The following is a 26,371-nucleotide window of genomic DNA, read 5'->3' on the forward strand; positions in this document are numbered from 1 at the left end:
CCGTCGTCGTACTGGCCCGAGCCGGCCAGGCCGCCTACCTCGACGAGAGAACCCTCGTCCACGAGCAGCGCGATGCGTTCGCGCACGGGGATCTTCCCGTTGTTCCTGTGCCGCTGCACCTTGTCCGCTCCGCCCATGCGCTGCGCCAGTTCCTGGCGCAGCGCGAGCTCGGCGAGTTCCTTGTCCCATGCCATCTTGGTGTGCTCCCTTGCGCCGCTCAGTCCAGCTTGATGTCCGCCTTGCGGATGATTTCCGCGTACTGCGCGGTTTCCTTGTCGATCTGCTCGGCGAAGCGCTGGGGGCCGTACATGCGGATGTTCCCCTGCTGCTCCAGCCGCGCCTTCACCGCCGGGTCCTGCAATGCGGACGCGATGGCCTCGGACAGTGCGTTCACGACGGGCGCAGGCGTCTGCGCCGGCACGAGGGCACCGACCCAGAACGAAATGTCGAAGCCGGGATAGCCGGCTTCCGCGATGGCCGGCACGTCGGGCAGCTCGTGCCAGCGCTGGGCCGACGTGACGGCCAGCGCGCGCAGTTGCCCTGCCTTGATCTTGGGCACCGCCGAGGGGTTGTCGAACGCAGCGTCCACCTCGCCGCCCATCAGCGCCACCTGGGCGGGGGCGGAGCCCCGGTAGGCCACGTGCGTCATGTTCACGCCGGCCATGCCGTTGAGGAGCTCGAAGCTCAATTGCGTGAGGTTGCCCACGCCCGCCGAACCGTAGGAGTAGGCGCCCGGCTTGGCCTTGGCCGCGTTCAGCATGTCCTGCAGCGTGGGGGCTGTGCCGAGCGGGCCTTTCTGCGGATTGACCGTCAGGATGAACGGCACCGACACCACCAGCGACACCGGCGCGAAGTCCTTCTTCGGGTCGTAGCTCATCTTCTTGTAGAGCAGCGGATTGACGGTGATCGTGCTCGAGTTGCTGATCAGCACCGTGTACCCATCGGGCTGCGCGCGTGCAACCTCGGTGGCGGCGAGCATGCCGTTGGCGCCCGTCTTGTTGTCCACCACCACGGGCTGTCCGAGCTTGGTGGTCAGGTGCTGCGCAATGATGCGGGCCACCGAGTCGATGGAGTTGCCCGCGCTGAAGCCCACCACGAAGCGGATGGGCTTGTTGGGGTAGCCCTGGGCCGCGGCAGGCATGGCGACCATGCCGGTTGCCAGCGCCGCCACCGCGGCTGCCAGAAAGGTGCGTTTTGCGTTCATGAGGTCTCCTGTCTTGACTTAAAGTGTTCTATAGAAAAGAATTTAAGTTCTCTTTTTTTCAGTTTTCAAGAAAGTCGTCCTTCCGTCAACCCGTTGCCGATAGGGGTTAACCCCTGAAAAACATCCCGCCTCCCCGCCCTTTCGCTCCTGAAAATGGATACCCTGTTGCCCAAGATAGAATTCGCCATCGAGCCACCACGCAACGCGCGCATGCCCCCCCTGACGTCCACGGAGCCTTCGGAAAAGAGCGACGGTGTCGCCGCGGTCGATCGCGCGCTGCACATCGCCACCTCGCTGGCGAACTCGGCCCAGGCGCTCACGCTCACGGAGCTCTCGCAGGCCACGGGCATGTACAAGAGCACGCTGCTGCGCCTGCTCGCCTCTCTGGAGCGTGCCGGGCTGGTGACGCACCGAACGGACAAGCGGTATGCGCTGGGGCCGCTGGCCTTCGTGTTCGGCCGCTCCTTCGAGCAGGTGCACGGCCTGCAGGGCGCCATCCAGCCCATCCTGCAGTGGCTGGTGGAACAGGGCACGGAGAGCCCGTCGTTCCACGTGCGCCACGACCAGAGCCACCGGCTGTGCCTCATGCGCATCGACTCCAACCACTCGACGCTGGATCGCGTGCGCACGGGAGACCTGCTGCCCCTGCACAAAGGCGCCGCGGGCAAGGTGATCACCACCCTGGAGCAGGGCTCGCATGCGCAAGCCGCGGCCGCCGGCGATCTCGTCTTCACATCGTTCGGCGAGCGCGATCCTCTCTGCGGCGCCATCGCGGCACCGGTGTTCGGCCCCTCGGCCTCGCTGCTCGGCGCGATTTCGGTATCGGGGCCGCTGGAGCGGTTTTCCGAGCTCGCAGTGCAGCGCATGAAGACCCTCGTCCTGACCGCAGCCGAGCGCGCCACGCACAGCCTCGGCGGGAAATGGCCGAGCGCATCCTGACCTGACCCTCCGCCTCTTGCTGCACCGCTGACCGCCGCGCCGCTGGGCACACCAGCGTGCATGGGCGGCACACCTCAATTTTCAGAACTTTTGTTCCATCAGTAGAAACACTAGGCATACGCACTCGGCTTGTCCGCGAAAATTCGAAAAATAGAATTTTTGTTCTGAAAATCGTGAAAGGTTCCAGATGCTTGAACACAAGCCCATGCTGATCGCGGGACAGGATGCACCGGGCGAGCAAGGCATTGCCCCGCTGGTCTCCGTCAACCCGGCAACGGGCGAAACCAACCACGAGGTGGCCGCTGCGGGGCCGCGCACCGTGGACGAGGCCGTGCGCAACGCGGCGCAGGCCAGCAAGGCCGGCGCCTGGACGCAGATGCTGCCGATGCAGCGCGCGCGCATCCTGTTCGGCATCGCCGACCGCATGGAGCGCGACAGCGACCAGCTCGCGCGCCTGCAGATGCTCGAGAACGGCAAGGTGTGGAGCGAGTGCGTCAAGCAGGTCAAGAGCGCCGCCGCCACCTTCCGCTACTACGGCGCGGTGTGCGAGACGACGGGCTCGGAAGTCACGCCGGCGCGCGGCAACTACCTTTCCATGACGGCCTATGAGCCCTACGGCGTGGTGGCGGCCATCACGCCGTGGAATTCGCCGCTGACGATGGAGGCGCAGAAGATCGCCCCGGCGCTGGCGGCAGGCAACGCGGTCGTGCTCAAGCCCTCGGAGGTCACGCCCTCGACCGGCCTGGCCGTGGGCCGCATCGCGCTGGAGGCGGGCCTGCCGCCCGGGCTGCTGAACGTGCTGCCGGGCACCGGGCACGACGTGGGCGCGGCGCTGGTCGCGCACCCGCTGGTGCGCATGGTGTCGTTCACGGGCGGCACGGAGAGCGGCCGACGCATCGCCGAGGTGGCCGCGCGCAAGCTCATGCCCGTGGCGCTGGAGCTGGGCGGCAAGTCGCCCCACATCGTCTTCGCCGATGCCGACATCGACGCCGCCGTGGCCGCCGTGGCCGACGGCATCTTCGAGGGCAGCGGCCAGTCGTGCGTGGCCGGCTCGCGCCTGTTCGTGCAGCGCTCCGTGCAGGGCGAAGTGGTGCGCAAGCTCACGGAGCGTGCCCGCTCGCTGCGCGTGGACCTGCCCGACGCGGCCGGCGCCGAGATGGGCCCGCTCGCCTCCTTCGCGCACCGCGACAAGGTCGAGCGCATGGTGGAGGACGCGCGCGCCGCGGGCGCGCAGATCCTCGCAGGCGGCGCCCGGCCCGGCGCCGCGGCGCTGGCGCGCGGCGCCTATTACCTGCCCACGGTGATCGGCGGCATCGACAACCGCGCCGCCATCGCCCAGCAGGAAATCTTCGGCCCCGTGCTCTGCGTGCTGCCGTTCGACGACGAGGACGACCTCATCGCCCAGGCCAACGACAGCGCCTTCGGCCTCGCCTCGGGCGTCTGGACGGCGGACTACCAGCGTGCCTGGCGCGTTGCGCGCGCGCTGGAAGCCGGCACCGTCTGGATCAACACCTACAAGCAGCTGTCCATCTCTACGCCCTTCGGCGGCTTCAAGGAAAGCGGCATCGGGCGCGAGAAGGGCGCCTCCGGCATGCGGCTGTACCAGCAGCCCAAGGGCATCTATTTCGGCATGGCCTGAACGGCCGACAGGAAAAGCACATGAACAACACCACCAAGCAAGTGATCGGCTTCATCGGCCTGGGCGTGATGGGCGAGCCCATCTGCCGCAACCTCGCGGTGAAGACCGGCGCCCGCGTGATCGCGCACGACCTCGACGCGGCCCCGCTGCAGCGCCTGGCCGCGCACGGCGTGCAGGCCGCGCCCAGCGCCGCGGCCGTGATGCAGGCGGCCGACGTCGTCTTCCTCTCGCTGCCCTCGGGCGAAATCGTCGCGCAGTTGTGCCGCCAGGACGGCGGCCTGCTGGCCTCGGCACGCGCGGGCCAGACCATCGTGGATCTGAGCACGTCGCCCGTGGACACCACCCGCGAACTGGCCCGTGAATTCGCGGCCCTGGGCACGCAATTCGTGGACGCGCCCGTGGCGCGCACCCGCGCCGCCGCCGAAGCGGGCACGCTCGCGGTGATGGTGGGCGCCGCGCCCGAGGTGTTCGAGGCCGTCAAGCCGCTGATCGCCACCTTCGCCTCCGACATCGCGCTGTGCGGGCCCGTGGGCTGCGGCCAGGTGCTCAAGATCCTCAACAACATGGTGCTGTTCGAGACCGTGGTGGCCGTGAGCGAGGCCAAGGCCATCGGCGAGAAGGCCGGGGTCGATCCCAATGTGCTGTTCGACACGCTCTCGAAGGGCTCGGCCGACAGCTTCGCGCTGCGCAACCACGGCATGAAGGCCGTGCTGCCCGGCGAATTCCCCGAGCGCGCGTTCTCCGTGCTCTACGCGCGCAAGGATCTGAAGTACGCGCTGCAACTGGCGCGCGACGCGGGCGTGGATGCGCGCGGCGCGGCCGTCGTCGATGCATGGTTCCAGCAGGCCATCGACAGCGGCCTGGGCGAGAAGTACCACCCCGTCATCAGCCGGCTGATCGCCGGCCAGCGCTGAAGCGCGCAGGAGAAACACATGCCATCCATCACCCGCCGCGGGGCGCTGCGCTGCGCCCTGGCCGCCGCATGCGCGCCCGGCCTGGCCTTCGCCCAGGAAGCGCCCTTCCCTTCCGGCAACGTCCACCTCGTCGTGCCCTACGCGGCGGGCGGCGCCACCGACATCGTGGCCCGCGCGGTGGCCGACAAACTGGGCCCGCGCTGGGGCAAGCCGGTCGTCATCGACAACAAGCCCGGCGCCGGCACGACGCTGGCCGCCGCGCAGGTGGCGCGCGCGCCCGGCGACGGCCACCTGCTCTACATGACCACCTCGGCGCACACCATCAGCGCCGCGCTGTACAAGAAGCTCGACTACGACCCCCTGGCGAGCTTCGCCGCGCTCACGCTGGTCGCGAAGGTGCCGCTGGTGCTGGTCGTGCGGCCCAGCCTGGAGGTCTCGACGCTGGACGAGTTCACCCGCTACGCGCGCGCCAACCCGGACAAAGCCGCCTACGCCTCGCCCGGCAACGGCACGGCCCAGCACCTCACGGGCGAGATGTTCAACGCCGCGATGAAGACGCGCATGGTGCAGGTGCCCTACAAGGGCGACGCGCCCGCCATCACCGACCTGCTGGGCGGCTCGGTGGACGCGATGTTCGCCACGCTCACCGTGGTGCTGCCGCACATCGCCTCGGGCAAGCTCAAGGCCATCGCGCTGGCCAACGGCAGCCGCATCGAGAAGGTGCCTGCCATTCCCACCTTCGCCGAAGCGGGGCTGCCAAACTTCGAGGCCGCCACGTGGTTCGGCGTGCTCGCGCCCGCCGCGCTGCCGCAGGGCCTGCGCGAGCGCATCAGCCGGGACATCCGCGCAGTGGTGGACCAGCCCGACCTGCGCGCGCGGCTGATCGACCTCGGCGGCGAGGTCGTCTCCAACACGCCCGCCGAGTTCGACGCCTTCATGCGGGCCGAGTCGGCCAAGTGGCGAGGCATCGTCCAGCAGTCCGGAGCGGTGATCAACTAGCGGCAGGGGGCTGCGACAATCGCCGCCCATGCTCCACTACCTCACCATCCCCGTCACCGCGTTCCAGCAGAACTGCTCGCTCGTCTGGTGCGACCAGACCATGGACGCCGCCGTGATCGACCCGGGCGGCGACCTGGACGTGCTGCTGGCCGAGGCGAAGCGCCTGGGCCTGCAGCTGAAGGCCATCTGGCTCACGCATGCCCACATCGACCACGCGGGCGGCGCGGGCGAGCTGGCGCAACGCCTGCAGTTGCCCATCGTCGGCCCGCAGGAGGGCGACCAGTTCTGGATCGACGGCCTGCCGCAGCAGAGCGCGATGTTCGGCTTTCCGCCCGCGCTGCCGTTCGCGCCCGCGCGCTGGCTGCACGACGGCGACACGGTCACCATCGGCCATGAGACCTTGAACGTGCGCCATTGCCCGGGCCACACGCCGGGCCACGTGGTGTTCCACGCGCCGCAGATCGACCGCGCCTTCGTGGGCGACGTGCTGTTCGCCGGCAGCATCGGCCGCACGGACTTTCCGCAGGGCAACCACCAGCAGCTCATCGACAGCATCACCCAGCGCCTGTGGCCCATGGGCGACCAGACGGTATTCATCCCCGGCCACGGGCCGGAGAGCACCTTCGGACGCGAGCGGCGCAGCAATCCCTACGTGGGCGGCACCTGATCGCACACTACCAAAAGAATAGCTGCTCGCGCTTGCTGCATAAGCGCTGGCAGCCAATTCGGTTTGTATTGAATGGCCAGGAACGGCGCCAATGAAAATCATTCTCAATAGAATGATCGATTTGCAACACCGTCTCCCGCCTGGGTCTTAATAACAATGAGTGGATCTGGTATTGCCGTTCTAAAGGGCACGGCCAAGCGGGAGAATCCGAATGAGGAACTGGAGTCGCTTGACCCCGTTCTTTGACTACCCGCCGGAAATCCGCAAGGTCATCTACACCACCAACGCCATCGAGTCGGTCAACATGAGCCTGAGGAAGCTGACCAAGAACCGGGGCTCGTTCCCCAGCGACGAGGCGCTGACCAAGCTGTTCTACCTGGCGCTGCGCAACATCAGCCAGAAGTGGACCCTGCCCATCCGCGATTGGAAGGCCGCGCTGACCCGCTTTACCATTCAGTTCGGAGACCGCATCTCCGTCAATTGAAGTCCGACCCGTTTACACAAAAATTCGGACACGCCCGCCCCACGATGCCGCCCAGCGAGATGATGATGGGCGGCGCAGCACCGCCCAATGACTGGGCGGCCATCAGCAGGCCCACGTTGCGGCGGGCGTCCGGGGCCATCGGCGATGGCGGTGAGGCAGTTTGCGTCATGAATGAGTCATGGAGAAGTGCGTAACGCCCCCACCCGACCCAGGTCAGGCGGGCCTGGCGGAGCGGGCGTCAGGGTTGCTTGGGATCGAGGCGGTCGCGGCGGACCGCGTCGTCCTCCATCAGTTCGAACCACATCGCGTTGAGCACGGCGAAAGCGGCTGCCAGCGGCAGGCCGAGGATCCAGGCGAAGTACCACATGGTGTGTGTCCTATGAAGATGTCTCAGTACGAATGGCCCTTGCCGCCCCGGATGGCATCGGCATCGACTTTGCCGCGCAGGACGCTGAACACCCAGCTCGTGTAGGCCAGGATGATGGGCATGAAGATCAGCGTCGAGACCAGCATGATGAACAGCGTCAGGTGGCTCGACGACGAATCCCATACCGTCAAGCTGGCCGACGGATTGGCCGACGACGGCAGGATGAAGGGAAACATCGACACGCCCACGCTGGCCACGATGCCTGCGATGCCGACACCGCTGGCCAGCAGTGCGGCCAGTGGCCGGCGTGCGGCCAGGCACAGCGCGGCCAGCACCGGCCCAGCCAGGCCCAGCGCCGGCACCAACCACAGCAGGGGCTGCGCCCCGTAGTTGGCGAACCATGCGCCGCCTTGCACGGCTGCGCTCTTGAGCAAGGTGTTCGAAGGCCCCGAAACGTCGACGACACCCGTGATCGCGTACCCGGCCACCAACGTGGCCAGCAGCACGCCGGCCGCGGCGTACAGCACCGTCGTGAACACGCCCGCCATGATCCCGAACCGGCGCGCCCGCTCGGCCACCGCATCGGCCGTCTTGAGTTGCAGCCACGCCGCGCCGTGCGTGACCAGCATGGCGACGGACACCAGCCCCGCCAGCAGCGCATAGGGATTGAGCAGGCCAAAGAACGTGCCGTCGTAGAAGATCTGCATGTCGTCGGCGAGACGGAACGGCACTCCCTGCAGCACGTTGCCCATGGCGACGCCGAAGATCAGCGCCGGCACGAAGCCGCCCACGAACAGCGCCCAGTCCCAGCGGCTGCGCCAGGCCGGGTCTTCACGCTTGCTGCGGAACTTGAAGGCCACGGGTCGCAGGATCAGCGCCACCAAGATCGCGAACATCGCCAGGTAAAAACCTGAAAACGACACCGCGTAAAGCTGCGGCCAAGCCGCGAAGATGGCGCCGCCGCCCATGATCAGCCAGACCTGGTTGCCCTCCCAGACCGGGCCGATGGTGTTGATGACGACGCGGCGTTCGAGATCGGTGCGCGCTACGAACGGCAGCAGCGCGCCGGTGCCCAGGTCGAAGCCATCGGTGACGGCGAAGCCGATCAGCAGCACGCCCAGCAGCAGCCACCAGATGACGCGCAGGACGTCGTAGGAAATCAGTTCATGCAGGATCATGTTGTTGCTCCCGTTGGCTTCAGTGGACGGCGGCGGCCTGTGCGGGCAGCCGGACAGCGTCGGTCTCCGTGAGGTCTGGCCCCTTGCGGATGGACTTGAGCATGAGCTTCATCTCGATGATGAGCAGCACGGTGTAGATCGCCACGAAGCCGGCGATGGTCAGCAGCACGGTAGAAGCTCCCAGGTTGGACACCGCCACCGCCGTGGGCAGCACGCCTTCGATGACCCAGGGTTGGCGGCCGAATTCCGCCACGAACCAGCCACACTCGGCCGCGATCCAGGGCAGAGGGATGGACCACAGCGCGACCTTGAGCAGCCATGGATGCGCGTCGAGACGACGCCTTGCCGACAGTACGAAGAATGTGCCCGTGAGCAGGATGAAGAAAAAGCCCAGCCCGACCATGAGGCGGAAGGTCCAGTACAGCGGCGCCACGCCCGGTACTGTGTCCCAGGCGGCTTTGGCGATCTGCTCGGGCGTGGCCTGGCGCGGGTCGTCCACATAGCGCTTGAGCAGCAGTGCGTAGCCCAGGCGCTGGCCGTGCTGCTCGAAGGCTTCCTGTGCCTGCGGGGGCACCTGCGCCGTGCTCCCGGCGGCACGGATCTGCTGCAGCGCGTCGTAGGCCAGGATGCCTTCACGGATGTGGCCCTCGGCGTTCTTGACCAGGTCTTCGATGCCCGGAATTTCGGTGTTCAGCGAACGCGTGCCGATCAGGCCCATGGCCCAGGGAATGTGGACCGCGAAGTGCGTTTCGCGCGCCTGCTGGTCCGGGAAACCGAAGGCGGTGAACGCGGCCGGCGCGGGCTCGGTCTTCCACATGGCCTCGATGGCCGCGAGCTTCATCTTCTGGTGCTCGGTGGAGAGGTAGCCGCTCTCGTCGCCCAGCACCACCACCGACAGCGCCGAGGCCAGGCCGAAAGACGCGGCCACCGTCATGGAGCGCTTGGCCAGCGCCAGGTGTCGACCCTTGAGCACGTACCAGGCCGACACTCCCAGCACGAACACCGCTGCCGTTACGTAACCGGCCGATACCGTGTGCACGAACTTGGCCTGTGCCACCGGGTTGGTCAGCACGGCGAAGAAGTCCGTCATCTCCATGCGCATGGTCTGCGGGTTGAACTGCGCACCCACCGGGTTCTGCATCCAGCCGTTGGCGATCAGGATCCACAGCGCCGAAAAGTTCGAGCCCAGCGCCACGCACCAGGTGGCCACCAGGTGACCGACCTTGGACAGGCGATCCCAGCCGAAGAAGAACAGGCCGACGAAGGTCGCCTCCAGGAAGAAGGCCATCAAACCCTCGAGTGCCAGCGGCGCGCCGAAGATGTCGCCCACGTAGTGGCTGTAGTAGCTCCAGTTCATGCCGAACTGGAACTCCATCACGATGCCGGTGGCCACGCCCATGGCGAAGTTGATGCCGAACAGGATGCCCCAGAACTTGGTCATGTCGCGCCAGATGGTGCGCCCCGTCATGACGTAGACGGTCTCCATGATCGCGATGAGGATCGACAGCCCCAACGTGAGCGGGACGAACAAGAAGTGATAGAGCGCCGTGATTGCAAACTGCAATCGCGATAGGTTGACGATGTCCAGGTCCATGGGGTTTCCTTCGTGGATGAGATTCAGGTCGGTCAGATGGGGATGTCAGGCCATCGGGTCAGTCGGACCGCAGCCCGGCCAGTGCCGCGTCGAACCCAGCGCTTCCGCGCCACCATTCGGCTTCGATGCGGCCATCGCGCATCACCAACAGGCGATCTGCCAGGGCCGCCTCACGTCGCAGGTGCGTGGCCACCAGCCAAGCGCGCCCGGCGCCCAGCTCGTCGAGTTTTTTCAACACATCCGCGGCGGTGGCTGCATCCAGGCTTTCAGTCGGCTCGTCCAGCAGCCATAGGCGATGGGGCTTCAGCAGAAGACGGGCGAGTGCCAGGCGCCTGGCCTGCCCCCCCGAAAGACCCAGTCCACCTTCGCCCAGGTGTGTGTCCAGTCCGCCGCTCATTGCCCGCACGTCGGCGGCCAGCCCCGCCGCGTCGAGCGCAGCCCAGAGTACGGTGTCATCCGCCCGGGGTGCTGCCAGTCGCAGGTTGTCGCGCAGGCTGTCCTGGAACAAGTCGATGCGCTGGCCCATCCAGGCATGGGGCTGCGCCTGAATGCTGCCGCGCAGCGCCGGAATGGCGCCGGTGGCGAGCGCCATCAGCGTGGACTTGCCCGAGCCGCTGGGGCCGATCAACGCGACCCGCTCCGTCGGTCCCAGCGCCAGCGAGACGCCCTGGAGCGCATCCACCCGGCTGCCCGGGTAGCGCGTCGACACCCGATTCAGGTGCAAAGCACCTTCCGGTGCTGATACTGCAGGGCCTGCCGCCGGACCACTTGGCCCGGATGCCAGTGGGCCGCCAAGACGGCGCGCCGCCAACCACACACGCCCGGCTTCCAGGGCGCCGCGCCGCAGCGCGGCGAAAGGCTCCATGGCCGCCATGGCCAACAGCAAAACGAGCGCGGCCCCAGCCGTGCCAATCTGCCCCTGGTCAGCCAGCCCCCCCACGCCCAGCAACGCCAATGCCAGGGTGACACTGCCCGCCACACCATAGGCCGCGCCGGCCCGGGCATCGAGGCGGTTCAGTTGCCGGTCGGCACTCGCCAAGCGCTGATCCGCGCGCGCCAGCGCCTGGCACTGGGCGCCCAGGCGCTGGCTCATCAACAGTTCGGTCTGCCCGGAAACCAGGTCGATGGCATGGGCGCGCAGTCGTTCGATGGCCATCGCCCGACGCAGTGCTGGCGCCCGCGCCGCACGAGCCAAGGCCCACGCCAATCCCAATCCGGCGAGCAGTAGCCACAGCCCTATCAGCAAGCCGAACCAGGGTGCCATCATCCCCAGGATGAAAGCCGTCAGCAAGGCCGCGCCCAGCGCGGCACATGCGGGCACGAGCAAGCGCAGGTACAGTGACTCCAGCGCGTCCAGTTCGCTGGTAAGGCGCGACAGCGCACGTGCCGGCTGCCGCACGCGTTGGCGAGAGGCAGCCAGGCCTCGGAAAACCCGCGCGCGCAACTCGGCCAGTGCTGCCAGCGTGGCGTCGTGGGTCACCAGTCGTTCGCTATAGCGCGAAGCGGTCCTCCCGAGCGCGAGCATACGGATGCCAGCCGATGGCATGAACACGTCGAACACCAGCGCACTACCGGCCTGCAGGCCGGCAATGGCGGTGGCAGCGATGAACCAGCTGGATAGGCTCAGAAGCCCCATGCCAGCCAGCACCGTGAAGGCGGCCAGCGCCGCGCCCCACCACAGGCGTTGGCGAAACGTGCCGAGCAGCAAGCGGATCACGCGCATGGGCGCGGCGGATCGGCGGGGCCGGCGTGTCATGCTCGCTTCCTCTGATTCATACACGCGTCGAGCCGTCTGGACACATCGATTGATCGATCCATCCAGGCTACCAACTGCGGATCGTGTGTGGCGACGATCAGCGTGCGGCCTTGTGCCAGTATCTTGATGGCTTCCACGATCTGCGCGGCGGTTTCGCTATCGAGGTGAGCCGTTGGCTCGTCCAGCAGGAGCAGGTCGATGTCCTTGGCCACCACCAGCCGGGCCAGGGCTAGGCGGGCGCCTTCTCCGCCCGACAGGCCCGTGCCCCCTTCGCCTAGCGCCGCACCTGGATAGGCCTGCGCCACACCGTCCAGCCGAGCCACCCGCATGGCATGCTGCACGGCGTGCCGATCAACACCCGAACGGCCGAGCGAGACGTTGTGCTGTACCGAACCCGCGAACAGGTGCGGGTGCTGCCCCATCCACGCCATGCGACTTCTGAGCCGCGGTAGCGACGCGTCGGTCAACGGGACGCCCCCCACTTCGATGAGCCCCGCTGTGGCCGGTACCAGGCCGGCCAGCAGCGATAGCAGCACTGTCTTGCCCGTGCCGCTTTCCCCCACCAGGGCGACATGTTCGCCTGGGCGCACGTCCAAGTCGAAGCCTTGGAACAGCGGCTGCTCACCCTCGAATCCGAACGACAGGCCTTGCATGCGGACGCCGGGTGCATGCACCGCGCGACCTTCGACGCCCTGCAGGTGAAGCTGCGCGGCCTTGTGTCCATCTGGTAACGACAGTCCCCCGACACCGAGCTCATATAGCGCTGCCTGGGCCGCTTCGCCTGAGGCGCGGTCGTGCCATATGGCCGCGAGTTCCCGCACAGGCTCGAAGAAGGTCGGCGCCAGCAGCAGAACGAACAGCCCTTCGGCCAAGCCTAGGCGCTGGCCCCAGGCCCCGAAGTGAAAGTACCCTAACAGGTGAAAGCCCACATAGGCCGCCACCATTGCAACGCCTAAGGCGGCAAACAGTTCTAGCACCGCCGAAGACAGGAAGGCGATGCGTAGTACCCGCATGGTGCGCTGCCTCAAGTCTTCAGCGTGGTTGTGCAGGCGCTGCTCCGTGGTGTCGACGGCGTCCAGGGCCTGAAGGGTCGGCAGGCCGCGCAGGCGGTCGAGCAAGAACGCATTCATGTCGCTCAGTTGCAGCCACTGCGCTTCGCTGGCGGCCTTGGCGCGCCAGCCGATGATGACCATGAACAGCGGAATGAGCGGCGCGGCCAGCAGGAGTACCGCCGCAGCCGCCCACGAGAACCAGGCAACGGGCAACAGGATCAGCAATGGCACCACTCGAACGCGCCAGATAGCTCCCTGGTAGCGTGTGAGCCAAGGCAGGATGGCTTCGGCCTGCTCGGCCAGGGCGCTCGCTGCGGCACCGGCCGGGATCCGCTGACGATCGAGGGGCGAGCGCTCAGCCAGTGCTTGCACGGCCTCGTGACGCCACGCGGTCAGTTGCTCGCGAGCACTGTCGAACAGGCGAGCGGCACTCCAGGCCTCACAGGCTGCGCGCAGTAGACCGAGCAGGATGATCCCTGCAGCTGGCTGCAGCATTGCGGTGAGTCCGCCGCCCGCCTGCAGACGGGCCACTGCGAGCGCCAGCAACGCCGCCTGTGGCAGCCACCACAGCGGGGCCGTGGTGTGTAGCAGCTGCGCGACTGAAACTTGCCTAGCAGAAGATATCGTCATGCGGGCAGGCGCATCTAGATCTTGAGATAGCGAACCCCATTGGATTCGGCTTTGGGCCAGCGGCCCGCGTAGGGCGCCGCGCTCAAGTGGTCCAGATGGGCATGAGTCTCCAGGATCCAGGCCTTCTGCAACGCCTGCGCAGCCGCCTCGACTAGCACGTGGTCTGCAGATGCGGTCGATACCTTGCCACTGCGATGGTCGTAGTCGGGCACGGGGCCGACCACAACCGCTTGCCGCGTCGCAGCGTCGGACAATAGATAGGTCACGGTGTTCGTGGCCTCGTCAAAAAAGCCTGAATCAGCGCAGTGGATCGCATGGAGCGTGTCATGCACTCGGACGGAGTGCTTTGGCTATTCATAAGTTTATGCTAAATTAGAAAAATATGAAATACAAGTCGCCATGACGCTCAGCCAGCAGGACTGTTGATTTCCACGCAAAGCTGACCCACCATTTCCATCTAATCTTGACCCACCCTTGTTCGTGAACTTCACGCTCACGTTGTGGATAAGTTCTTGGTCGCCTTCTCCTTCTTGGTGGTCTGTGGTGGTTGCTGTGCGGAGCTGTTCTTGAACCTGTAGCTGTCGTTACCCGTTTCCAGAATATGGCAGTGATGCGTGAGCCGGTCCAGCAATGCAGTGGTCATCTTTGCATCCCCGAACACACTGGCCCATTCGCTGAAGCTCAGGTTGGTGGTGATCACGACGCTCGTGCGCTCGTACAGCTTTGACAGCAGATGGAACAGCAAGGCGCCTCCAGAGGCGCTGAACGGTAGGTAGCCCAGTTCATCCACGATCACCAGATCGGCATAGGCCAGTCGGTGCGCGATCTGCCCCGGCTTGCCCTGAGCCTTCTCCTCTTCCAGTGCATTGACCAGCTCCACCGTGGAGAAGAACCGCACCCTGCGGTGATGGTGCTCAATGGCTTGCACCCCAAGGGCTGTGGCGATGTGGGTCTTGCCCGTCCCCGGTCCACCCACCAGCACCACGTTGTTGGCGTTCTCCAAGAATTCGCAGCGGTGCAGCTGGCGTACCAGTGCCTCGTTCACCTCACTGTGGCCGAAGTCAAACCCAGCCAGGTCCCGGTACGCCGGGAACCTGGCCACCTTCAATTGGTAAGCGCGTCTCACCCACCTGCCTGGTCCACTTCGAGCGCAATCGCTACAGCGTGCCAGCCCCGTATGCCAATCGGCCTGTGAGCTTGCGGGTCTACGCAGATCGTCTTGTGGTTGCGGCCGAAGGCCAGATCGTTTGCGAGCACCAGCGCCTGATCGAGCGTAACCACCATGGTGCCGGGCAAACCGTGTACGACTGGCGCCACTACCTGGCGGTGCTGCAGCGCAAACCAGGAGCTTTGCGCAACGGCGCCCCATTCCTGGAGTTGCCGCCGGCCTTCAAGCGACTGCAGGCCACCTTGCTCAAGCAAACCGGTGGCGACCGAGAGATGGTGGAGGTTCTGGCTCTGGTGCTGCACCACGATGAACAGGCTGTGCTCGCTGCGGTGGAGTTGGCACTGGAGTCAGGGGCTGCCAGCAAGACGCACATCCTGAACGTGCTGCACCGCCTGCTGGACGGCAAACCCGCTCCAGCACCGGTCACATCGCCCCAGGCCCTCAAGCTTGCGGTGGAACCCCAGGCCAATGTGCTTCGCTACGACCAATTGAGGGAGGTGCGCTATGCGTCATGACCCTGCCATCGCTTCCATCGTGATCATGCTGCGCGAGCTCAAGATGCACGGCATGGCCCAGGCGGTTGCGGAACTGGCCGAGCAAGGTGCACCGGCCTTCGATGCGGCACAGCCCATCCTGTCCCAACTGCTCAAGGCCGAGACCGCCGAGCGGGAGGTGCGCTCGGTGGCTTGGTGTGCTCCACAAAGCCATCGAAGGGCCGGGACATCGGCATCAAGGCTGCCTTCTCTTGGGCCCAGACATCCGCGACGGTGCCAGGCAGCTTGCCGTGCGCGATCTCGTGCCACAGAACCACGCAGCGCTCCTGCAGCCATGCATTGAGCTCAGGAAGGCTTGGGAATGGCGGCACGACCTGCCACAGGCGATGGCGGGCATCGCGCACGTTCTTCTCCACCTGGCCTTTCTCCCAGCCCGAGGCCGGGTTGCAGAACTCGGCCTCGAACAGGAAGTGGCTGACCATGGCCGCAAAGCGCGCATTGACGTCGCGCTCCTTGCCACGGCGCACCCGGTCTACAGCGGTGCGCATGTTGTCGTAGATGCCACGGCGGGGCACGCCACCCAGGACCACGAACGCATGGTTGTGGGCATCGAACAGCATCTCGTGCGTCTGCAGCGGATAGGCGCGCAGGTAGAACGCTCGGCTGTGACTGAGCTTGAAGTGGGCTACCTGCAGCTTGGTGCGCACGCCAGCGAGAACAGCCCAGTCCTCGCTCCAGTCGAACTGGAAGGCCTCACCCGGACCGAAGGTCAGGGGAACGAAGGTGCCACGGCCAGTGGTCTGCTGTGCCACAAGGCGCTGCTCGTGCCAGAGGCGCGCAAAGGCCGCCACACGGTTGTAGGAGCCGCCATAACCGAGCGCCTGCAGATCCAAGTACATCTGCTTGATGGTGCGCCGCTGCTTGCGGGATCGGCCAGCTTCCGTCTTGAGCCAGCCGGCGAGCTTCAAGGCGAAGGGATCGAGCTTGGATGGACTGACCCGCTTGGCGTAGTGCGGCTCGGCCTCGCCAGCGCGCAGGTACTTGCGGATGGTGTTGCGCGAGAGGCCCGTGCGGCGGGCGATCTCCCGGATGGACAACTGCTCTCGCAGGGCCCAGCGCCTGATGACACTCAGTGTTGCCACGTCTATCACTCCTGGTCTCCTGCTGCTCAACAAAGCAGCAGGTTAGGGTTAGTACGTAGGTCAGGTTTGGATGGAAATCCTGGGGGTCAGTGGGTCACTTCTGCGTGGAAATCAACAGCCCCGCAGTGCAGCCCCTGCCGAACCTGCAGTTGAACCGCTACTGAAACCCGAGCGACTAGCCTATCTGGCATTCCAGCGCACAGTGCTGGACTGGCGCGACAACGCCCATGCCGAGATCCTGTCCGCCATGGTCACGCTGCATCGGGAATTCACACGCTACATCGACTACCAATTGGACGACATGGGCGTGTTCAGCGGATGGTTTGCCGATCCGGCCGATGAAGTCCTCGCACCAGAATTTGCCCAACAGATACAAGCGCCCATGAGCGCCTGCCTGCGCCGCCAGGAAGCAGCATTGAAAGCCATTGCAGAGAAAGAGGCCTCCGGCCAAGAAAACCTTGTCCACTTTCGGACGGTGGAGTTGGCCACTGGCTGCGCATGCCTGACTGGGCTGGATTTCAAGCCATCGGCGCACAAGGCGATGATCGAAAAACTCCACGCCAAGCTCCTGGGCACCAATGGCATCGCCCCCGACCTTTGCAACCAGGCCACGCACCTAGCCAACCAGATGATTCAAGAAAGGCACGCATGCTGAGCACCATCCCCTTCGAGGTTCCTGCCAAGTTCGCGGCACAGTTGGCAACGGGAGAGTTGGTGCGGTATGGCGGCATCCTGAAAAGCGCAGGCACTGGGCAGATCATTGCGCACCTCCAGGAAACCGGGATGGCGCAGTCCATGCTCTCATCCATCGTTTCCGGCGTGCCCACGCCGCTTTCTCTGGTATCCAATGTGATCAACGCCGGCTCGGGCATCTACACAGCGGTCCAGGTACGCCAGATCGAGGCCCTTATGGAGACACTGCAAACCTTGCAGGTGGCGACGCTGGGCGTATCCCTGGTGGGTGTGGGCGTCAGCGTTGCGGGTTTTGTGTACATGCGCAAGCGCTTCAATGCCCTGGACGAGCGACTCGACCAAGTCATCAATGCCATCCATGCTGGATTTGAAAATCAGCGCAAGGATGATTTACGCGCGCGGATGTCTCGAATCAAGGGACTGATTCGACGCGCAGAGCAGGCCAAGGAGTTCTCCAACCCCCAGTCCGAATACCGAGAGGTGGCTGCGGCGCTCGCAGATCAGGCCGCCTATTTCGACGGCGAAATCTCTGTCATCCTGTCCGCCAAAGGCCCTATTCCCGCAGACCTGTTCTGGCAGTTGGCGCAATCACTGATGCTTTGCAATAACGTGCGCATCGATTGCGGAATACGCAGCGATGAACTCAGGCACACCCTGCGCATCGCTGAAGCGGTGGCGTCGGAATACCAAGGCCTGTTCAATCCGCTGACGCCTATGTCTTTTGATGGCTCCGTCGAGAACGGCCTGAATACTGTCCGAGTGCTTCGGGACATCAGCGACTCCGCTGCAAGCAAGCCGTATTTGATCGACTACTTGCGTACCCAAAGAATTACCGGCAAAGAGTATGTCAACGCACTAGAACAAGAGAAGCAGGAACCGCTCCTCATGCTGAAAACCAGCTAGTCACAGCCCCTGCGTGGGCGGCGAATTGCTCACAATCAAATCGACCTCTAGCGCTTATGTATCAAGCGCAAGCAGCTATCGATTGGATAGCTGATGCGGGTCTGCTTCATCCGCGGCGGCGACCGGCGCCCCTGCGGCCCAGGCCTGCCAATGCCGCGGCGGCCAGCGCCGTCAATGCCACTGCGGCCGGCGACAGCCCCGGCACCGGCACGGCGCCGGGGCCGGGGCCGACCGCCGTCGGCGTGACCGGCGCGGAGACCGCCGATACCGGCCCCTCGCCGTTGGGGTGCTGCGCCCGCACCGTGAAGGTATAGGGCGTGCCGTTCGTCAGCCCGATCACCGTGCAGCTGGTGGCAGGCGCCACGGCTATGCAGCCCGCGCCGCCGGGGCTGGCGGTGACGGCGTAGCCTGCCGACGGGTTGCCGCCGGTGCCCGGGTGGGGCGGCCAGTTCACGGTGGCCTGCGCGTTGCCCGGCGTGGCGGCCGGCGTGCCCGCCGGGGTGGTGAAACGCACCAGCTGCGCCGCGGACGGAATGCCATCCACCACCACCCGCGCCATGTAGAGCCCTGCCGGCAGGGTGCCCAGCGGCGGCGAGGTGAAAACGGCGTCCGTATGGCTGGCCGGGCTCCAGAGCCGGATGGCGCCGTTCTCCACGCGCTGCAGGTGCAGCTGCGGCGTGCTGGTGCCCGAGGCGCCGGTGAACCCCGCTCCCGTCAGGGTCAGCGCCATGCCAGCGCGCTGCAGCAGGGGCACGGCATCCACCACTGGTGCAGATCCCGCGGGCACGTCGGGCGTATAGCGCTCCACCGATGCGTAGAAGGTCGTGCTGGGTGTTTCGGCGAATCCCCCCGTCAGCAGCACGTCGCCGTCGGGAAGCAGGTGGGCCGAACCGTTTTCACGCCCCACGCCCATCGACCCGTCAGGGGTCCACGCACCCGTCGTGTGGTCGTAGATCTCCGCTTCGGGGTGGGCGACTCGCGCAGCATCGGAGCCGCCCACCATCAGCACCTGGCCAGACGGCAGCACCGTGGCATGGGCCAGCGGCGAACCCATGGCGCCGCTGCGCTGAAACTTCATCGCCCCTGTGGCAGTCCAGGTGTTGTCCGCGGGGCTGTAGATTTCGGCGTGCGTCGTGACGACGCCCGCGCCCGCATACCCCCCCGCGAGCAGCGCCCGGCCGTCGGGCAGCAGGTTCAGGCTGGCATAGTGGCGCAGCACCAGCGGGAGCGCCGCGATGCTCCACGTTCCCGTGGCCGGGTTGTAGATTTCCGCCCCAGGCACCTCGCCACTGCCAGAGTATCCCGAGGCCACCAGCACCCGGCCATCGCCCAGCAGCACCGCCGCGTGCGCATTACGGGCCCGGGCCATGCTGCCGGTCGCCGCCCACGTGCGGGTCTGCGGGTCGTAGAGCTCGGCCGAAGCCAAGTGGACGCCTCCTCCGGTCCCGCCCGCCACCAGCACCTTGCCATCGGGCAGCAGCGTCATCGAAGGCAACGAGCGCACGGCGGTCTGGGTGCCGCCGGGAAGCCATGCGTTGGCCACAGGGTCGAACAAGACCGCCTGCGCGCTGCCGTCATGGCGCACAAGCACCTGCCCGGTGCCCAGCGTGACCGCCTCGGTCACATTGCCCGTGAAGCCGCTGGCGGCGATCGGCTCCCAAACCCCGCGGGCGTAGCGCTCGCCGCCGGTGACGAACCCACCTGAATTGACCCCGTTGAAAACAGCCACCGAGCCATCGTCCAGCAGCACCCCGGCATGCTGCCCGCGCGCCGTGGCCATGGGGGTATCGGCAGTCCAGACGCCGGCGGCGCCGGGGGTCTGCCACAGCAGGGCCGCCAGGCCCAGGCAGGGGAAGATTTTGGACATGCCTCGCCTCCGTAAAACAGCGAGCTTATCCGTTCGGCGCCGCACTGTCTGTCCCCCTTTGGGGTGACACGAGGGCAAAAAAACCACAGCCGCTACCGGGGGCGCGCCTGCCGGTACAGCCCCTCCACGCGCGGCACGTTCTCCTGCAGCTCGCGGATCCGGTCCGGTCCCGTGGGGTGGGTGGACAGGAACCCGATGCCGCTGCTGCCCGTGGCCTCGCCCATCTTGCGCCACAGGGTTACGGCGGCCTGCGGGTCGTAGCCCGCGCGGGCGGCCAGCTCCAGGCCGACGAGGTCGGCCTCGGTCTCGTCGCTGCGGCTGAACTTGAGCGTGAGCAGCTGCGTTCCCAGGTTGGCCGCCGCGTTGCCCAGGTCGCCCAGGCCCAGCAGCTGCGCGCCCAGCGACAGGCCGATGCTGGTGGCCTGGCTCTTGGCGATGCGCGAGCGTGCGTGCTCGCGCAGCGCGTGGGCCATCTCGTGGCCCATGACCATGGCGATCTCGTCGTCGGTGAGCTTGAGCTGGTCGAGGATGCCCGTGTAGAACGCGATCTTGCCGCCGGGCATGCAGAAGGCGTTGATCTGTTTGCTGCCGATCAGGTTCACCTCCCAGCGCCAGGAGCCCGCGCGGCTGTTCCACTGCGCGGCGTACGGGATGATGCGCTGCGCGATGGCGCGCAGCTTCACCAGCTGCGGGTGGCCATCGGGCGCCAGCGCGCCCTTGGCCTTGGCCTGCGCCAGCATCTGGCTGTACTGCTGGGTGGCCGAGGTTTCCAGCTGCTCGGCCGGCACCAGCTTGCGCATGCCCGAGGCGCTGCCCACGTCCACCTGGGCGGCGGCGGGGAGCGCGGCCGCGCCGGCGGCGGCCAGCACGAAGGCGCGGCGCGCGTTCCAGACACCGCCGGCGCAGCAGCGGCAGCCGGACGGACCAGGGAAGTCGATGGCGGGAGGGGTCATGGAGCGAAGTCTACGATTGCGCGCGCAACTCCGCCCAGATCACCAGCAGCAGGCCTGCCAGCACGCAGCCCAGCCCCCAGAAGGCCATGGCCGAGGGCCGCTCGCCCACGACCAGGATGGCCAGCGCGAAGGCCGTCACCGGCTCGGCCAGGGCCAGCGTCACGCCGGTGGCGCCGCTGATGTGGCGCAGCGCCGCGCTGAACAGCAGATAGGCCAGCCCCGTGGCCGCCAGCCCCAGGTACAGCACCACGCCCCAGGTGGCTGGCGACGGCGCGGGCACCCCGCCGAGCAGCAGCGCCACGGGCAGCGACAGCAGGCCCGCGCCGCTGAACACCGCGAGGTTCACCACGGCCGGCGCCGCCTGCGCCACCAGGCGCTTGTTCAGCAGCGCATAGCCCGCATACGCCAGCCCGGCCAGCAGGCACAGGGCGATGCCCCAGAGCGGCGCGTGCACGCTGGCTCTACCGTCCAGCGCCATGGCCGCGCCACCCGCCACGCCCAGCAGCGTGCCCAGCCACCACACCGGGGCGGGCCAGCGCCGCTGCGCCACGGTCTGCAGCAGCCCGGCCCAGACCGGGCCGCTGCCGATGGCCAGCGCCGTGCCCAGCGCCACGCCGCTGGCCTTCACGCCCGCGAAGAAGCTCAGGTTGTACGCCGCCACGCACAGCGCGGCCAGCGGCAGCGCGCCGCCGCGCAGGCCGCGCCAGCCCCGCGCCCGCAGCGCGGGCCAGGCCAGCACGGCGAAGAACGCGCTGGCCACGCCCAGGCGCAGCGCGCCCACCCAGTAGGGCGACAGCGTGGGCGGCGCCAGGCTTTGCGCGGTGCCGGTGGTGCCCCAGAGCATGGCGGCGAGCAGCACCATGGCGATGCTGCGCAGGGATGCGGTGTTCATGCACCCATGGTGCGCGCGGGCGGCGCCGCGACTGTCGAGCGACGCGCGAAGTGCGGCGCGCTTTTGCTTCTCTATCGATAGCTGCTTGCGCTTTCTGGGTAAGCGCTGGAGGGCTATTTGGCTTGTAATCCACGCAGCGCCCGTGCACCCGTGCCGCGTTCGCGCCGCAGCGCATAGGCCAGCGCGCTGGCGCTGGCGTAGCCGGTGCGCAGCGCGGTGGCCTCCAGCGGCAGGCCGCGCGCCAGTGCGGCCGCGGCCATGTCCAGCCGGCGTGCGCGCAGCCAGGCCTGGGGCGTGGCGCCGGTCAGCTCCGCCAGGCGGGCGTGGAAGCGCGGCGCGCTCAGGTGGAACAGCCGGGCCATGCGCGCGGTGGGCCAGTCCTCGTGCAGCGCGGCGTCCACGGCGGCCTGCAGCGCGGCCAGGTCCAGCCCGCGGCGCGCCAGCACGCGCGGCGCCTGCAGCAGCAGCGCCAGGTGCGCGGCCGGGTCGGCAGCGTGGCGCGCGCCGGGCGGCACGGCGAAGCGGCGCACGCGGTCGGTGGCCGCGTGGGGCGGCGCGTCGATCACGAAGATGCGCGTGCCCGGCCGCGCCAGGAAGCCGTGCGCCGTGCCCGCGGGCACCACCAGGCCGCAGGCCGTGTCCACGAACGCGGCGCGGCCCGCCACCTCCAGCTCCATGCGGCCCTCGAGCGCGTAGAGGACCTGGGCGTGCACGTGCGCGTGCGACTGGTGCTCGCCGGCATAGCGGCGCACCGAGGCGACGGGGTGGGCGAGCGCGGCGCGTGGCATGGGCGTGATGGTAGCTGCGGATAATCCCCGCCCATGCCCGATTCCTCTCCCCTTCCCGCACGCCGCTCCTGGCGCGAGGCCTGGCTCGTCTACCTGGAGCCCGCCAGCCTGCGCATGCTGGCGCTGGGCTTTTCCGCCGGCCTGCCGCTGCTGCTGGTGCTGGGCACGCTCTCGTTTCGCCTGCGCGAGGCGGGCATCGACCGCACCACCATCGGCTACCTGAGCTGGGTGGGCCTGGCGTATGCCTTCAAATGGGTCTGGGCGCCGCTGGTGGACCGCATGCCGCTGCCGCTGCTCACGCGCGCGCTCGGGCGGCGGCGCGGCTGGCTGCTGCTGGCGCAGGCGGTGGTGATGGGCGGGCTGGCCGGCATGGCGCTGATCGACCCGCGCGCGCAGCTGGGCACCCTGGTGTGGTGCGCGCTGCTGGTGGCCTTCGGCTCGGCCACGCAGGACATCGCGCTGGACGCCTTCCGCATCGAGTCGGCCGACGCCGACCGCCAGGCCGCGCTGGCCGCCACCTACCAGACGGGCTACCGCCTGGCGATGATCTGGGCCGGCGCGGGCGTGCTCTGGGTGGCCGCGCGCGCCGAGGTGCCGGGCGTGGAGGGCTACCAGAGCGGCGCCTGGCGCGCGGCCTACCTGGCCATGGCTGCGTCGATGCTCGCGGGCATGCTCACCGTGCTGCTCTCGCGCGAACCCGCACCCCGCCCGCTGCCGCCCACGCGCGGCCTGGGCGAGTGGCTGCGCGGCGCGCTGGTGGAGCCGTTCGCCGACTTCATCCGCCGCCACCGCTGGCACGCGGCGCTGATCCTGGGGCTGATCGCCGTCTACCGCATCAGCGATGTGGTCATGGGCATCATGGCCAACCCGTTCTACGTGGACATGGGCTACACCAAGGACGAGGTGGCCGCCGTGACCAAGGTCTTCGGCGTGGTGATGACGCTGGCCGGCGCCTTCGTGGGCGGCGTGCTCTCGATGCGCCTGGGCGTGATGCGCGTGCTGATGCTGGGCGCGGTGCTCTCGGCCCTGAGCAACCTGCTGTTCGCCTGGCTGGGCCAGCGCGGGCACGACGTGACGGGGCTGGTGCTGGTGGTCAGCGCCGACAACCTGGCGGGCGGCATCGCCTCGGCGGCGTTCATCGCCTACCTGTCGAGCCTGACGAACGTGCAGTACTCGGCCACGCAGTACGCGCTGTTCAGCTCGATGATGCTGCTGCTGCCCAAATGGCTCGCGGGCTTCTCCGGGCAGTTCGTCGATGCGCACGGCTACGCAGCGTTCTTCACCGGCACGGCGCTGCTGGGGCTGCCGGTGCTGGTGCTGGTGGCACTGGCTTCAAGGGTCAAATCGGCACCTGGCGCTTGACAGGCAAGCGCAAGCAGCTATTAATTCAGAAGCGGTTTACCAAAACTTTACAGACACTTCAACGTACCGAGATACCCAACCCGCAGGATTCCCCCATGAGCGCGCAACTTCTGATGATCGAAGACGACCACCGCCTCGCGCAGATGGTGGGCGAATACCTGGGCCAGTCCGGCCTGCACGTGACGCACATGGCCGACGGCGCGAGCGGCCTGGCGCGCCTGCAGAACCCCGAAGGCGGCCAGCTGCCCGACCTGGTGATCCTCGACCTGATGCTGCCCGACACCGACGGGCTGGAGGTGTGCCGCCGCATCCGCGCGCTGCCCGGCGCCGCCGCCAAGGTGCCGGTGCTGATGCTCACCGCCAAGGGCGACCCCATGGACCGCGTGATCGGCCTGGAGATCGGCGCCGACGACTACCTGCCCAAGCCCTTCGAGCCGCGCGAGCTGCTCGCGCGCATCCGCGCCATCCTGCGCCGGCGCGAGGCCGGCGCCCAGCCCACGGCCAACGTGCTGCGCTTCGGCAGCCTGGAGATCGACCGCGACGCACGCACCGTGAGCGTGGCAGGCCAGGCGGTGGACCTCACCTCCTACCAGTTCGACCTGCTGGCCGCCATGGCCGAGCGCGCGGGCCGCGTGCTCACGCGCGACCAGATCATGGAGGCCGTGCGCGGCCGCGAGCTGGAGGCGTTCGACCGCTCCATCGACGTGCACATGGGCCGCATCCGCGCGGCCATCGAAGCCGACCCGAAGAACCCGCGCCGCATCCTCACCGTGCGCGGCGTGGGCTACGTGTTCGCCAAGCAGCAAGACTGATGTCCCTGGTCAGCCCTTTCTCCCGGCGCCTGTACCTGCGCATCTGGCTGGCGGTGGTCGGCGGCGTGCTGGTGTTCGCGTTCGCCATCGGCTTCGCCTGGCGCTGGGCGGCCGACCAGACCCAGCAGCAGCCGCCCACGCGCGAGATCGTGCTCACCGACCCGCAGGGCCGCACGCTGGTGGACGGCGTGGGCGTGCGCCAGCGGCTGGACCCGAGCGAGGGCATCCACTACCGCATCGAATCCAGCGACGGCAAGGTCTACGAGATGCGCATGTCGCCGCGCACCCCGCACGTGCGTCCCGACGAGCGCGGGCCGGCCGCGTGGTTCCGCCCGCCCTTCGGCTTCCTGTGGATCCTGGGCCTCGTGGGCATCGCGGTCACGGTGGGCGTGTTCCCCATCATCCGCCGCCTGCTGCAGCGGCTGGAGACCCTGCAGAGCAGCGTGCAGCGCTTCGGCGAGGGCGACCTGTCCGTGCGCGTGGCCGAGCAGGGCCACGACGAGGTCGCCGCCCTGGCGCGCCAGTTCAACGCCGCCGCCGAGCGCATCGAGACGCTGGTGCAGTCGCACAAGTCGCTGCTGGCCAACGCCTCGCATGAACTGCGCTCGCCCCTCACGCGCATCCGCATGGGGCTGGAGCTGATGGGCAACGGCGCGCCCTCGCCCGCGTTCCGCGCAGAGATCGAGCGCAACATCGCCGAGCTGGACCAGCTCGTCGACGAGATCCTGCTCGCCAGCCGCCTGGACGCCGGCGCCGCCGACGTGGGCACCATCGAACCCGTGGACCTGGTAGGCCTGGCCGTGGAGGAATGCGTGCGCGTCGATGCCGAGCTGCAGGCCGCCGTCACCTCCGAGGGGGGGGTCGAGGTGCCCGGCGTCTCCAAGCTGCTGCGCCGCGCCGTGCGCAACCTGCTGGAGAACGCGCGCCGCTACAGCCAGGGCGAAATCACCCTGCACATCGACCGCGAAGGCGCCGACGCCGTGCTGCGCGTGTGCGACCACGGCCCCGGCGTGCCGCCCGAGCAGCGCGAGCGCATCTTCGAGCCCTTCTACCGCCTGCCCGGCGCCAGCGAACGCGCGGGCGGCGTGGGCCTGGGGCTGGCGCTGGTGCGCTCCATCGCACAGCGCCATGGCGGCAGCGTGCACTGCGAGGCACGGCCGGACGGCGCGCCCGGCGCCTGCTTCGTGCTGGCGCTACCGCTTCAGAAATGAGAGCTGCCAGCGCTTGATGGCCAAGCGCTGGAGGCCGATTTGGCCTAACTCTTTTTCCAGCGCAGCGCCGACGCCGCATACATCGCCGCACCGGCAGCCAGCGCCAGCGCCGCCAGCGCCAGCGCACGCGCGAAGCCCTGCGCCTCACCCCCCTGCACGAGCAGCCACGCCACCAGGGGCGGCCCCACGATCTGCCCCAGGGCATAGAGCGCCGTCACCAGGCTGGCGAAGCTGTCGGCAGACTGCGGCCACAGGCGGCGCGCCTCCTGCAGGCCGAAGAAGGTGATGGCCGTGAACGGCAGGCCCAGCAGCGCGCTGCCCAGCGCGAAGCCCGCGGGCGTGGGCCAGGCCAGTCCCAGCGCAATGCCCAGCGCCTGCAGCGCGTAGCAGGCCGCGAGCAGCCAGCGCCGGTCCCAGCGCGCCGGCGCGCGCGTGCCCAGCACCGTGCCCGCCACCGCGCCCACGCCGAACAGCGGCCAGAACAGGTCGGGCCAGGGCGAGCCCTGCGGCAGTGCCGCGCGTGCGATCACCGGCAGGAACGTGGCCGTGACGATGTAGCCCAGCCCCGCCAGCCCGTAGGCCAGCGCATGCACGGCGCGCGCGGCGGGCGTGCCGCCCTGCGCCGCGGCCGGGGCGGTGCGCGCCGCCCCGCCGCCCGGCGCC

Annotated in this window: 22 protein-coding genes and 7 pseudogenes; 13 read left to right on the plus strand and 16 right to left on the minus strand. The window is 68.0% G+C overall.

The features are described 5' to 3' along the window. Positions 1 to 194 (minus strand): annotated as a pseudogene (locus AVS7_RS25285) (methylmalonyl-CoA carboxyltransferase); the annotation flags it as partial. A 23-nt stretch (positions 195 to 217) separates the two neighbouring features. Beyond that, entirely contained in the window at positions 218 to 1,204 is a 987-nt protein-coding gene (locus AVS7_RS20715) for a tripartite tricarboxylate transporter substrate binding protein (protein WP_020230953.1), read from the minus strand. Between the two features lie 165 nt (positions 1,205 to 1,369). On the opposite strand from AVS7_RS20715, the gene AVS7_RS20720 reads away from it, so the two are divergent. The 6 genes and pseudogenes from AVS7_RS20720 to AVS7_RS20745 all read left to right on the plus strand — a co-directional run. Continuing rightward, positions 1,370 to 2,143, plus strand: a complete 774-nt coding sequence (locus tag AVS7_RS20720; protein ID WP_234450042.1) for an IclR family transcriptional regulator — start codon at positions 1,370 to 1,372, stop codon at positions 2,141 to 2,143. A 187-nt stretch (positions 2,144 to 2,330) separates the two neighbouring features. Beyond that, positions 2,331 to 3,782: an aldehyde dehydrogenase gene (locus tag AVS7_RS20725; protein ID WP_020230955.1), complete on the plus strand. Its 1,452-nt coding sequence runs from the start codon at positions 2,331 to 2,333 to the stop codon at positions 3,780 to 3,782. Next, positions 3,779 to 4,696: an NAD(P)-dependent oxidoreductase gene (locus AVS7_RS20730; protein WP_369799125.1), complete on the plus strand. Its 918-nt coding sequence runs from the start codon at positions 3,779 to 3,781 to the stop codon at positions 4,694 to 4,696. Before AVS7_RS20725 ends, AVS7_RS20730 begins: the two co-directional genes overlap by 4 nt. Positions 4,697 to 4,714: 18 nt before the next feature. Beyond that, entirely contained in the window at positions 4,715 to 5,695 is a 981-nt protein-coding gene (locus AVS7_RS20735) for a tripartite tricarboxylate transporter substrate binding protein (protein WP_020230957.1), read from the plus strand. Positions 5,696 to 5,723: 28 nt separating this feature from the next. Next, the gene (locus AVS7_RS20740; protein ID WP_020230958.1) at positions 5,724 to 6,362 is read left to right on the plus strand and encodes an MBL fold metallo-hydrolase; all 639 of its coding nucleotides are present in this window, start codon (positions 5,724 to 5,726) and stop codon (positions 6,360 to 6,362) included. A gap of 208 nt (positions 6,363 to 6,570) precedes the next feature. After that, positions 6,571 to 6,846, plus strand: a pseudogene (locus AVS7_RS20745) (transposase); the annotation flags it as partial. 34 nt (positions 6,847 to 6,880) lie between these two features. Here the strand turns inward: AVS7_RS20745 and AVS7_RS24605 are convergent. From AVS7_RS24605 to istB, 8 genes and pseudogenes are all read right to left on the minus strand, one after another. Next, positions 6,881 to 7,015, minus strand: a pseudogene (locus AVS7_RS24605) (MFS transporter); the annotation flags it as partial. A 69-nt stretch (positions 7,016 to 7,084) separates the two neighbouring features. After that, positions 7,085 to 7,213: a cytochrome bd-I oxidase subunit CydX gene (gene cydX / locus AVS7_RS20750; protein WP_020230960.1), complete on the minus strand. Its 129-nt coding sequence runs from the start codon at positions 7,211 to 7,213 to the stop codon at positions 7,085 to 7,087. Between the two features lie 23 nt (positions 7,214 to 7,236). Further along, positions 7,237 to 8,391, minus strand: a complete 1,155-nt coding sequence (cydB, locus tag AVS7_RS20755; RefSeq protein WP_020230961.1) for a cytochrome d ubiquinol oxidase subunit II — start codon at positions 8,389 to 8,391, stop codon at positions 7,237 to 7,239. A 19-nt stretch (positions 8,392 to 8,410) separates the two neighbouring features. Beyond that, a complete protein-coding gene (locus AVS7_RS20760; protein WP_020230962.1) occupies positions 8,411 to 9,985 on the minus strand; it encodes a cytochrome ubiquinol oxidase subunit I in 1,575 nt (524 codons plus the stop codon). A 58-nt stretch (positions 9,986 to 10,043) separates the two neighbouring features. Next, on the minus strand, positions 10,044 to 11,708 hold the full coding sequence (locus AVS7_RS20765) for an amino acid ABC transporter ATP-binding/permease protein (protein ID WP_020230963.1): 1,665 nt from the start codon (positions 11,706 to 11,708) through the stop codon (positions 10,044 to 10,046). A 29-nt stretch (positions 11,709 to 11,737) separates the two neighbouring features. Next, positions 11,738 to 13,423, minus strand: coding sequence for a thiol reductant ABC exporter subunit CydD (gene cydD, locus AVS7_RS20770; RefSeq protein WP_020230964.1), 1,686 nt, complete (start codon positions 13,421 to 13,423; stop codon positions 11,738 to 11,740). A gap of 14 nt (positions 13,424 to 13,437) precedes the next feature. Further along, a complete protein-coding gene (locus tag AVS7_RS20775; RefSeq protein WP_020230965.1) occupies positions 13,438 to 13,755 on the minus strand; it encodes a hypothetical protein in 318 nt (105 codons plus the stop codon). Between the two features lie 161 nt (positions 13,756 to 13,916). Next, positions 13,917 to 14,540: pseudogene (gene istB, locus AVS7_RS20780) on the minus strand (IS21-like element helper ATPase IstB); the annotation flags it as partial. On the opposite strand from istB, the pseudogene AVS7_RS20785 reads away from it, so the two are divergent. After that, positions 14,537 to 15,106, plus strand: a pseudogene (locus tag AVS7_RS20785) (IS21 family transposase); the annotation flags it as partial. The pseudogenes istB and AVS7_RS20785 sit on opposite strands and share 4 nt — an antisense overlap. Beyond that, positions 15,096 to 15,281: pseudogene (locus AVS7_RS24050) on the plus strand (ATP-binding protein); the annotation flags it as partial. The pseudogenes AVS7_RS20785 and AVS7_RS24050, both read left to right, overlap by 11 nt. Here the strand turns inward: AVS7_RS24050 and istA are convergent. Continuing rightward, positions 15,277 to 16,236: pseudogene (istA, locus tag AVS7_RS20790) on the minus strand (IS21 family transposase); the annotation flags it as partial. The pseudogenes AVS7_RS24050 and istA sit on opposite strands and share 5 nt — an antisense overlap. 61 nt (positions 16,237 to 16,297) lie before the next feature. On the opposite strand from istA, the gene AVS7_RS20795 reads away from it, so the two are divergent. Together AVS7_RS20795 and AVS7_RS20800 are read left to right on the plus strand one after the other, a co-directional pair. Next, positions 16,298 to 16,882, plus strand: a complete 585-nt coding sequence (locus AVS7_RS20795) for a hypothetical protein (RefSeq protein WP_024001978.1) — start codon at positions 16,298 to 16,300, stop codon at positions 16,880 to 16,882. After that, positions 16,876 to 17,823 (plus strand): hypothetical protein, encoded by a 948-nt coding sequence (locus tag AVS7_RS20800; RefSeq protein WP_020230970.1) that lies wholly within the window; start codon positions 16,876 to 16,878, stop codon positions 17,821 to 17,823. Before AVS7_RS20795 ends, AVS7_RS20800 begins: the two co-directional genes overlap by 7 nt. 106 nt (positions 17,824 to 17,929) lie before the next feature. Here the strand turns inward: AVS7_RS20800 and AVS7_RS20805 are convergent, their stop codons facing one another. From AVS7_RS20805 to AVS7_RS20820, 4 genes are all read right to left on the minus strand, one after another. After that, a complete protein-coding gene (locus tag AVS7_RS20805) occupies positions 17,930 to 19,690 on the minus strand; it encodes a kelch repeat-containing protein (protein WP_020230971.1) in 1,761 nt (586 codons plus the stop codon). A gap of 92 nt (positions 19,691 to 19,782) precedes the next feature. After that, a complete protein-coding gene (locus AVS7_RS20810) occupies positions 19,783 to 20,643 on the minus strand; it encodes a M48 family metallopeptidase (protein ID WP_020230972.1) in 861 nt (286 codons plus the stop codon). A 10-nt stretch (positions 20,644 to 20,653) separates the two neighbouring features. Beyond that, the gene (locus tag AVS7_RS20815; RefSeq protein ID WP_020230973.1) at positions 20,654 to 21,535 is read right to left on the minus strand and encodes a DMT family transporter; all 882 of its coding nucleotides are present in this window, start codon (positions 21,533 to 21,535) and stop codon (positions 20,654 to 20,656) included. A 113-nt stretch (positions 21,536 to 21,648) separates the two neighbouring features. Further along, positions 21,649 to 22,323, minus strand: a complete 675-nt coding sequence (locus AVS7_RS20820; protein WP_020230974.1) for a helix-turn-helix domain-containing protein — start codon at positions 22,321 to 22,323, stop codon at positions 21,649 to 21,651. Between the two features lie 33 nt (positions 22,324 to 22,356). On the opposite strand from AVS7_RS20820, the gene AVS7_RS20825 reads away from it, so the two are divergent. From AVS7_RS20825 to AVS7_RS20835, 3 genes are all read left to right on the plus strand, one after another. Continuing rightward, on the plus strand, positions 22,357 to 23,685 hold the full coding sequence (locus tag AVS7_RS20825; protein WP_020230975.1) for an MFS transporter: 1,329 nt from the start codon (positions 22,357 to 22,359) through the stop codon (positions 23,683 to 23,685). A 95-nt stretch (positions 23,686 to 23,780) separates the two neighbouring features. After that, on the plus strand, positions 23,781 to 24,497 hold the full coding sequence (locus AVS7_RS20830) for a response regulator transcription factor (protein WP_024001979.1): 717 nt from the start codon (positions 23,781 to 23,783) through the stop codon (positions 24,495 to 24,497). Further along, positions 24,497 to 25,708, plus strand: coding sequence for an ATP-binding protein (locus AVS7_RS20835; protein WP_020230977.1), 1,212 nt, complete (start codon positions 24,497 to 24,499; stop codon positions 25,706 to 25,708). Before AVS7_RS20830 ends, AVS7_RS20835 begins: the two co-directional genes overlap by 1 nt. Positions 25,709 to 25,752: 44 nt before the next feature. Here the strand turns inward: AVS7_RS20835 and AVS7_RS20840 are convergent. Next, positions 25,753 to 26,371: YbfB/YjiJ family MFS transporter (locus AVS7_RS20840; RefSeq protein WP_020230978.1), on the minus strand; the 619-nt coding region annotated here is incomplete at its 5' end.

Origin of the sequence: Acidovorax sp. MR-S7, assembly GCF_000400995.2 — a bacterium.
Lineage (GTDB): Bacteria > Pseudomonadota > Gammaproteobacteria > Burkholderiales > Burkholderiaceae_C > MR-S7.

Excerpts from the sequence above, each read along its gene's own strand:
- AVS7_RS20715 (WP_020230953.1), bottom strand. The coding sequence starts at position 1,204 with ATGAACGCAAAACGCACCTTTCTGGCAGCCGCGGTGGCGGCGCTGGCA.
- AVS7_RS20725 (WP_020230955.1), top strand. The coding sequence starts at position 2,331 with ATGCTTGAACACAAGCCCATGCTGATCGCGGGACAGGATGCACCGGGC.
- AVS7_RS20735 (WP_020230957.1), top strand. The coding sequence starts at position 4,715 with ATGCCATCCATCACCCGCCGCGGGGCGCTGCGCTGCGCCCTGGCCGCC.
- AVS7_RS20740 (WP_020230958.1), top strand. The coding sequence starts at position 5,724 with ATGCTCCACTACCTCACCATCCCCGTCACCGCGTTCCAGCAGAACTGC.
- cydX (WP_020230960.1), bottom strand. The coding sequence starts at position 7,213 with ATGTGGTACTTCGCCTGGATCCTCGGCCTGCCGCTGGCAGCCGCTTTC.
- cydB (WP_020230961.1), bottom strand. The coding sequence starts at position 8,391 with ATGATCCTGCATGAACTGATTTCCTACGACGTCCTGCGCGTCATCTGG.
- AVS7_RS20760 (WP_020230962.1), bottom strand. The coding sequence starts at position 9,985 with ATGGACCTGGACATCGTCAACCTATCGCGATTGCAGTTTGCAATCACG.
- AVS7_RS20765 (WP_020230963.1), bottom strand. The coding sequence starts at position 11,708 with ATGCGCGTGATCCGCTTGCTGCTCGGCACGTTTCGCCAACGCCTGTGG.
- cydD (WP_020230964.1), bottom strand. The coding sequence starts at position 13,423 with ATGACGATATCTTCTGCTAGGCAAGTTTCAGTCGCGCAGCTGCTACAC.
- AVS7_RS20795 (WP_024001978.1), top strand. The coding sequence starts at position 16,298 with ATGGAAATCCTGGGGGTCAGTGGGTCACTTCTGCGTGGAAATCAACAG.
- AVS7_RS20800 (WP_020230970.1), top strand. The coding sequence starts at position 16,876 with ATGCTGAGCACCATCCCCTTCGAGGTTCCTGCCAAGTTCGCGGCACAG.
- AVS7_RS20805 (WP_020230971.1), bottom strand. The coding sequence starts at position 19,690 with ATGTCCAAAATCTTCCCCTGCCTGGGCCTGGCGGCCCTGCTGTGGCAG.
- AVS7_RS20810 (WP_020230972.1), bottom strand. The coding sequence starts at position 20,643 with ATGACCCCTCCCGCCATCGACTTCCCTGGTCCGTCCGGCTGCCGCTGC.
- AVS7_RS20815 (WP_020230973.1), bottom strand. The coding sequence starts at position 21,535 with ATGAACACCGCATCCCTGCGCAGCATCGCCATGGTGCTGCTCGCCGCC.
- AVS7_RS20820 (WP_020230974.1), bottom strand. The coding sequence starts at position 22,323 with ATGCCACGCGCCGCGCTCGCCCACCCCGTCGCCTCGGTGCGCCGCTAT.
- AVS7_RS20825 (WP_020230975.1), top strand. The coding sequence starts at position 22,357 with ATGCCCGATTCCTCTCCCCTTCCCGCACGCCGCTCCTGGCGCGAGGCC.
- AVS7_RS20830 (WP_024001979.1), top strand. The coding sequence starts at position 23,781 with ATGAGCGCGCAACTTCTGATGATCGAAGACGACCACCGCCTCGCGCAG.
- AVS7_RS20835 (WP_020230977.1), top strand. The coding sequence starts at position 24,497 with ATGTCCCTGGTCAGCCCTTTCTCCCGGCGCCTGTACCTGCGCATCTGG.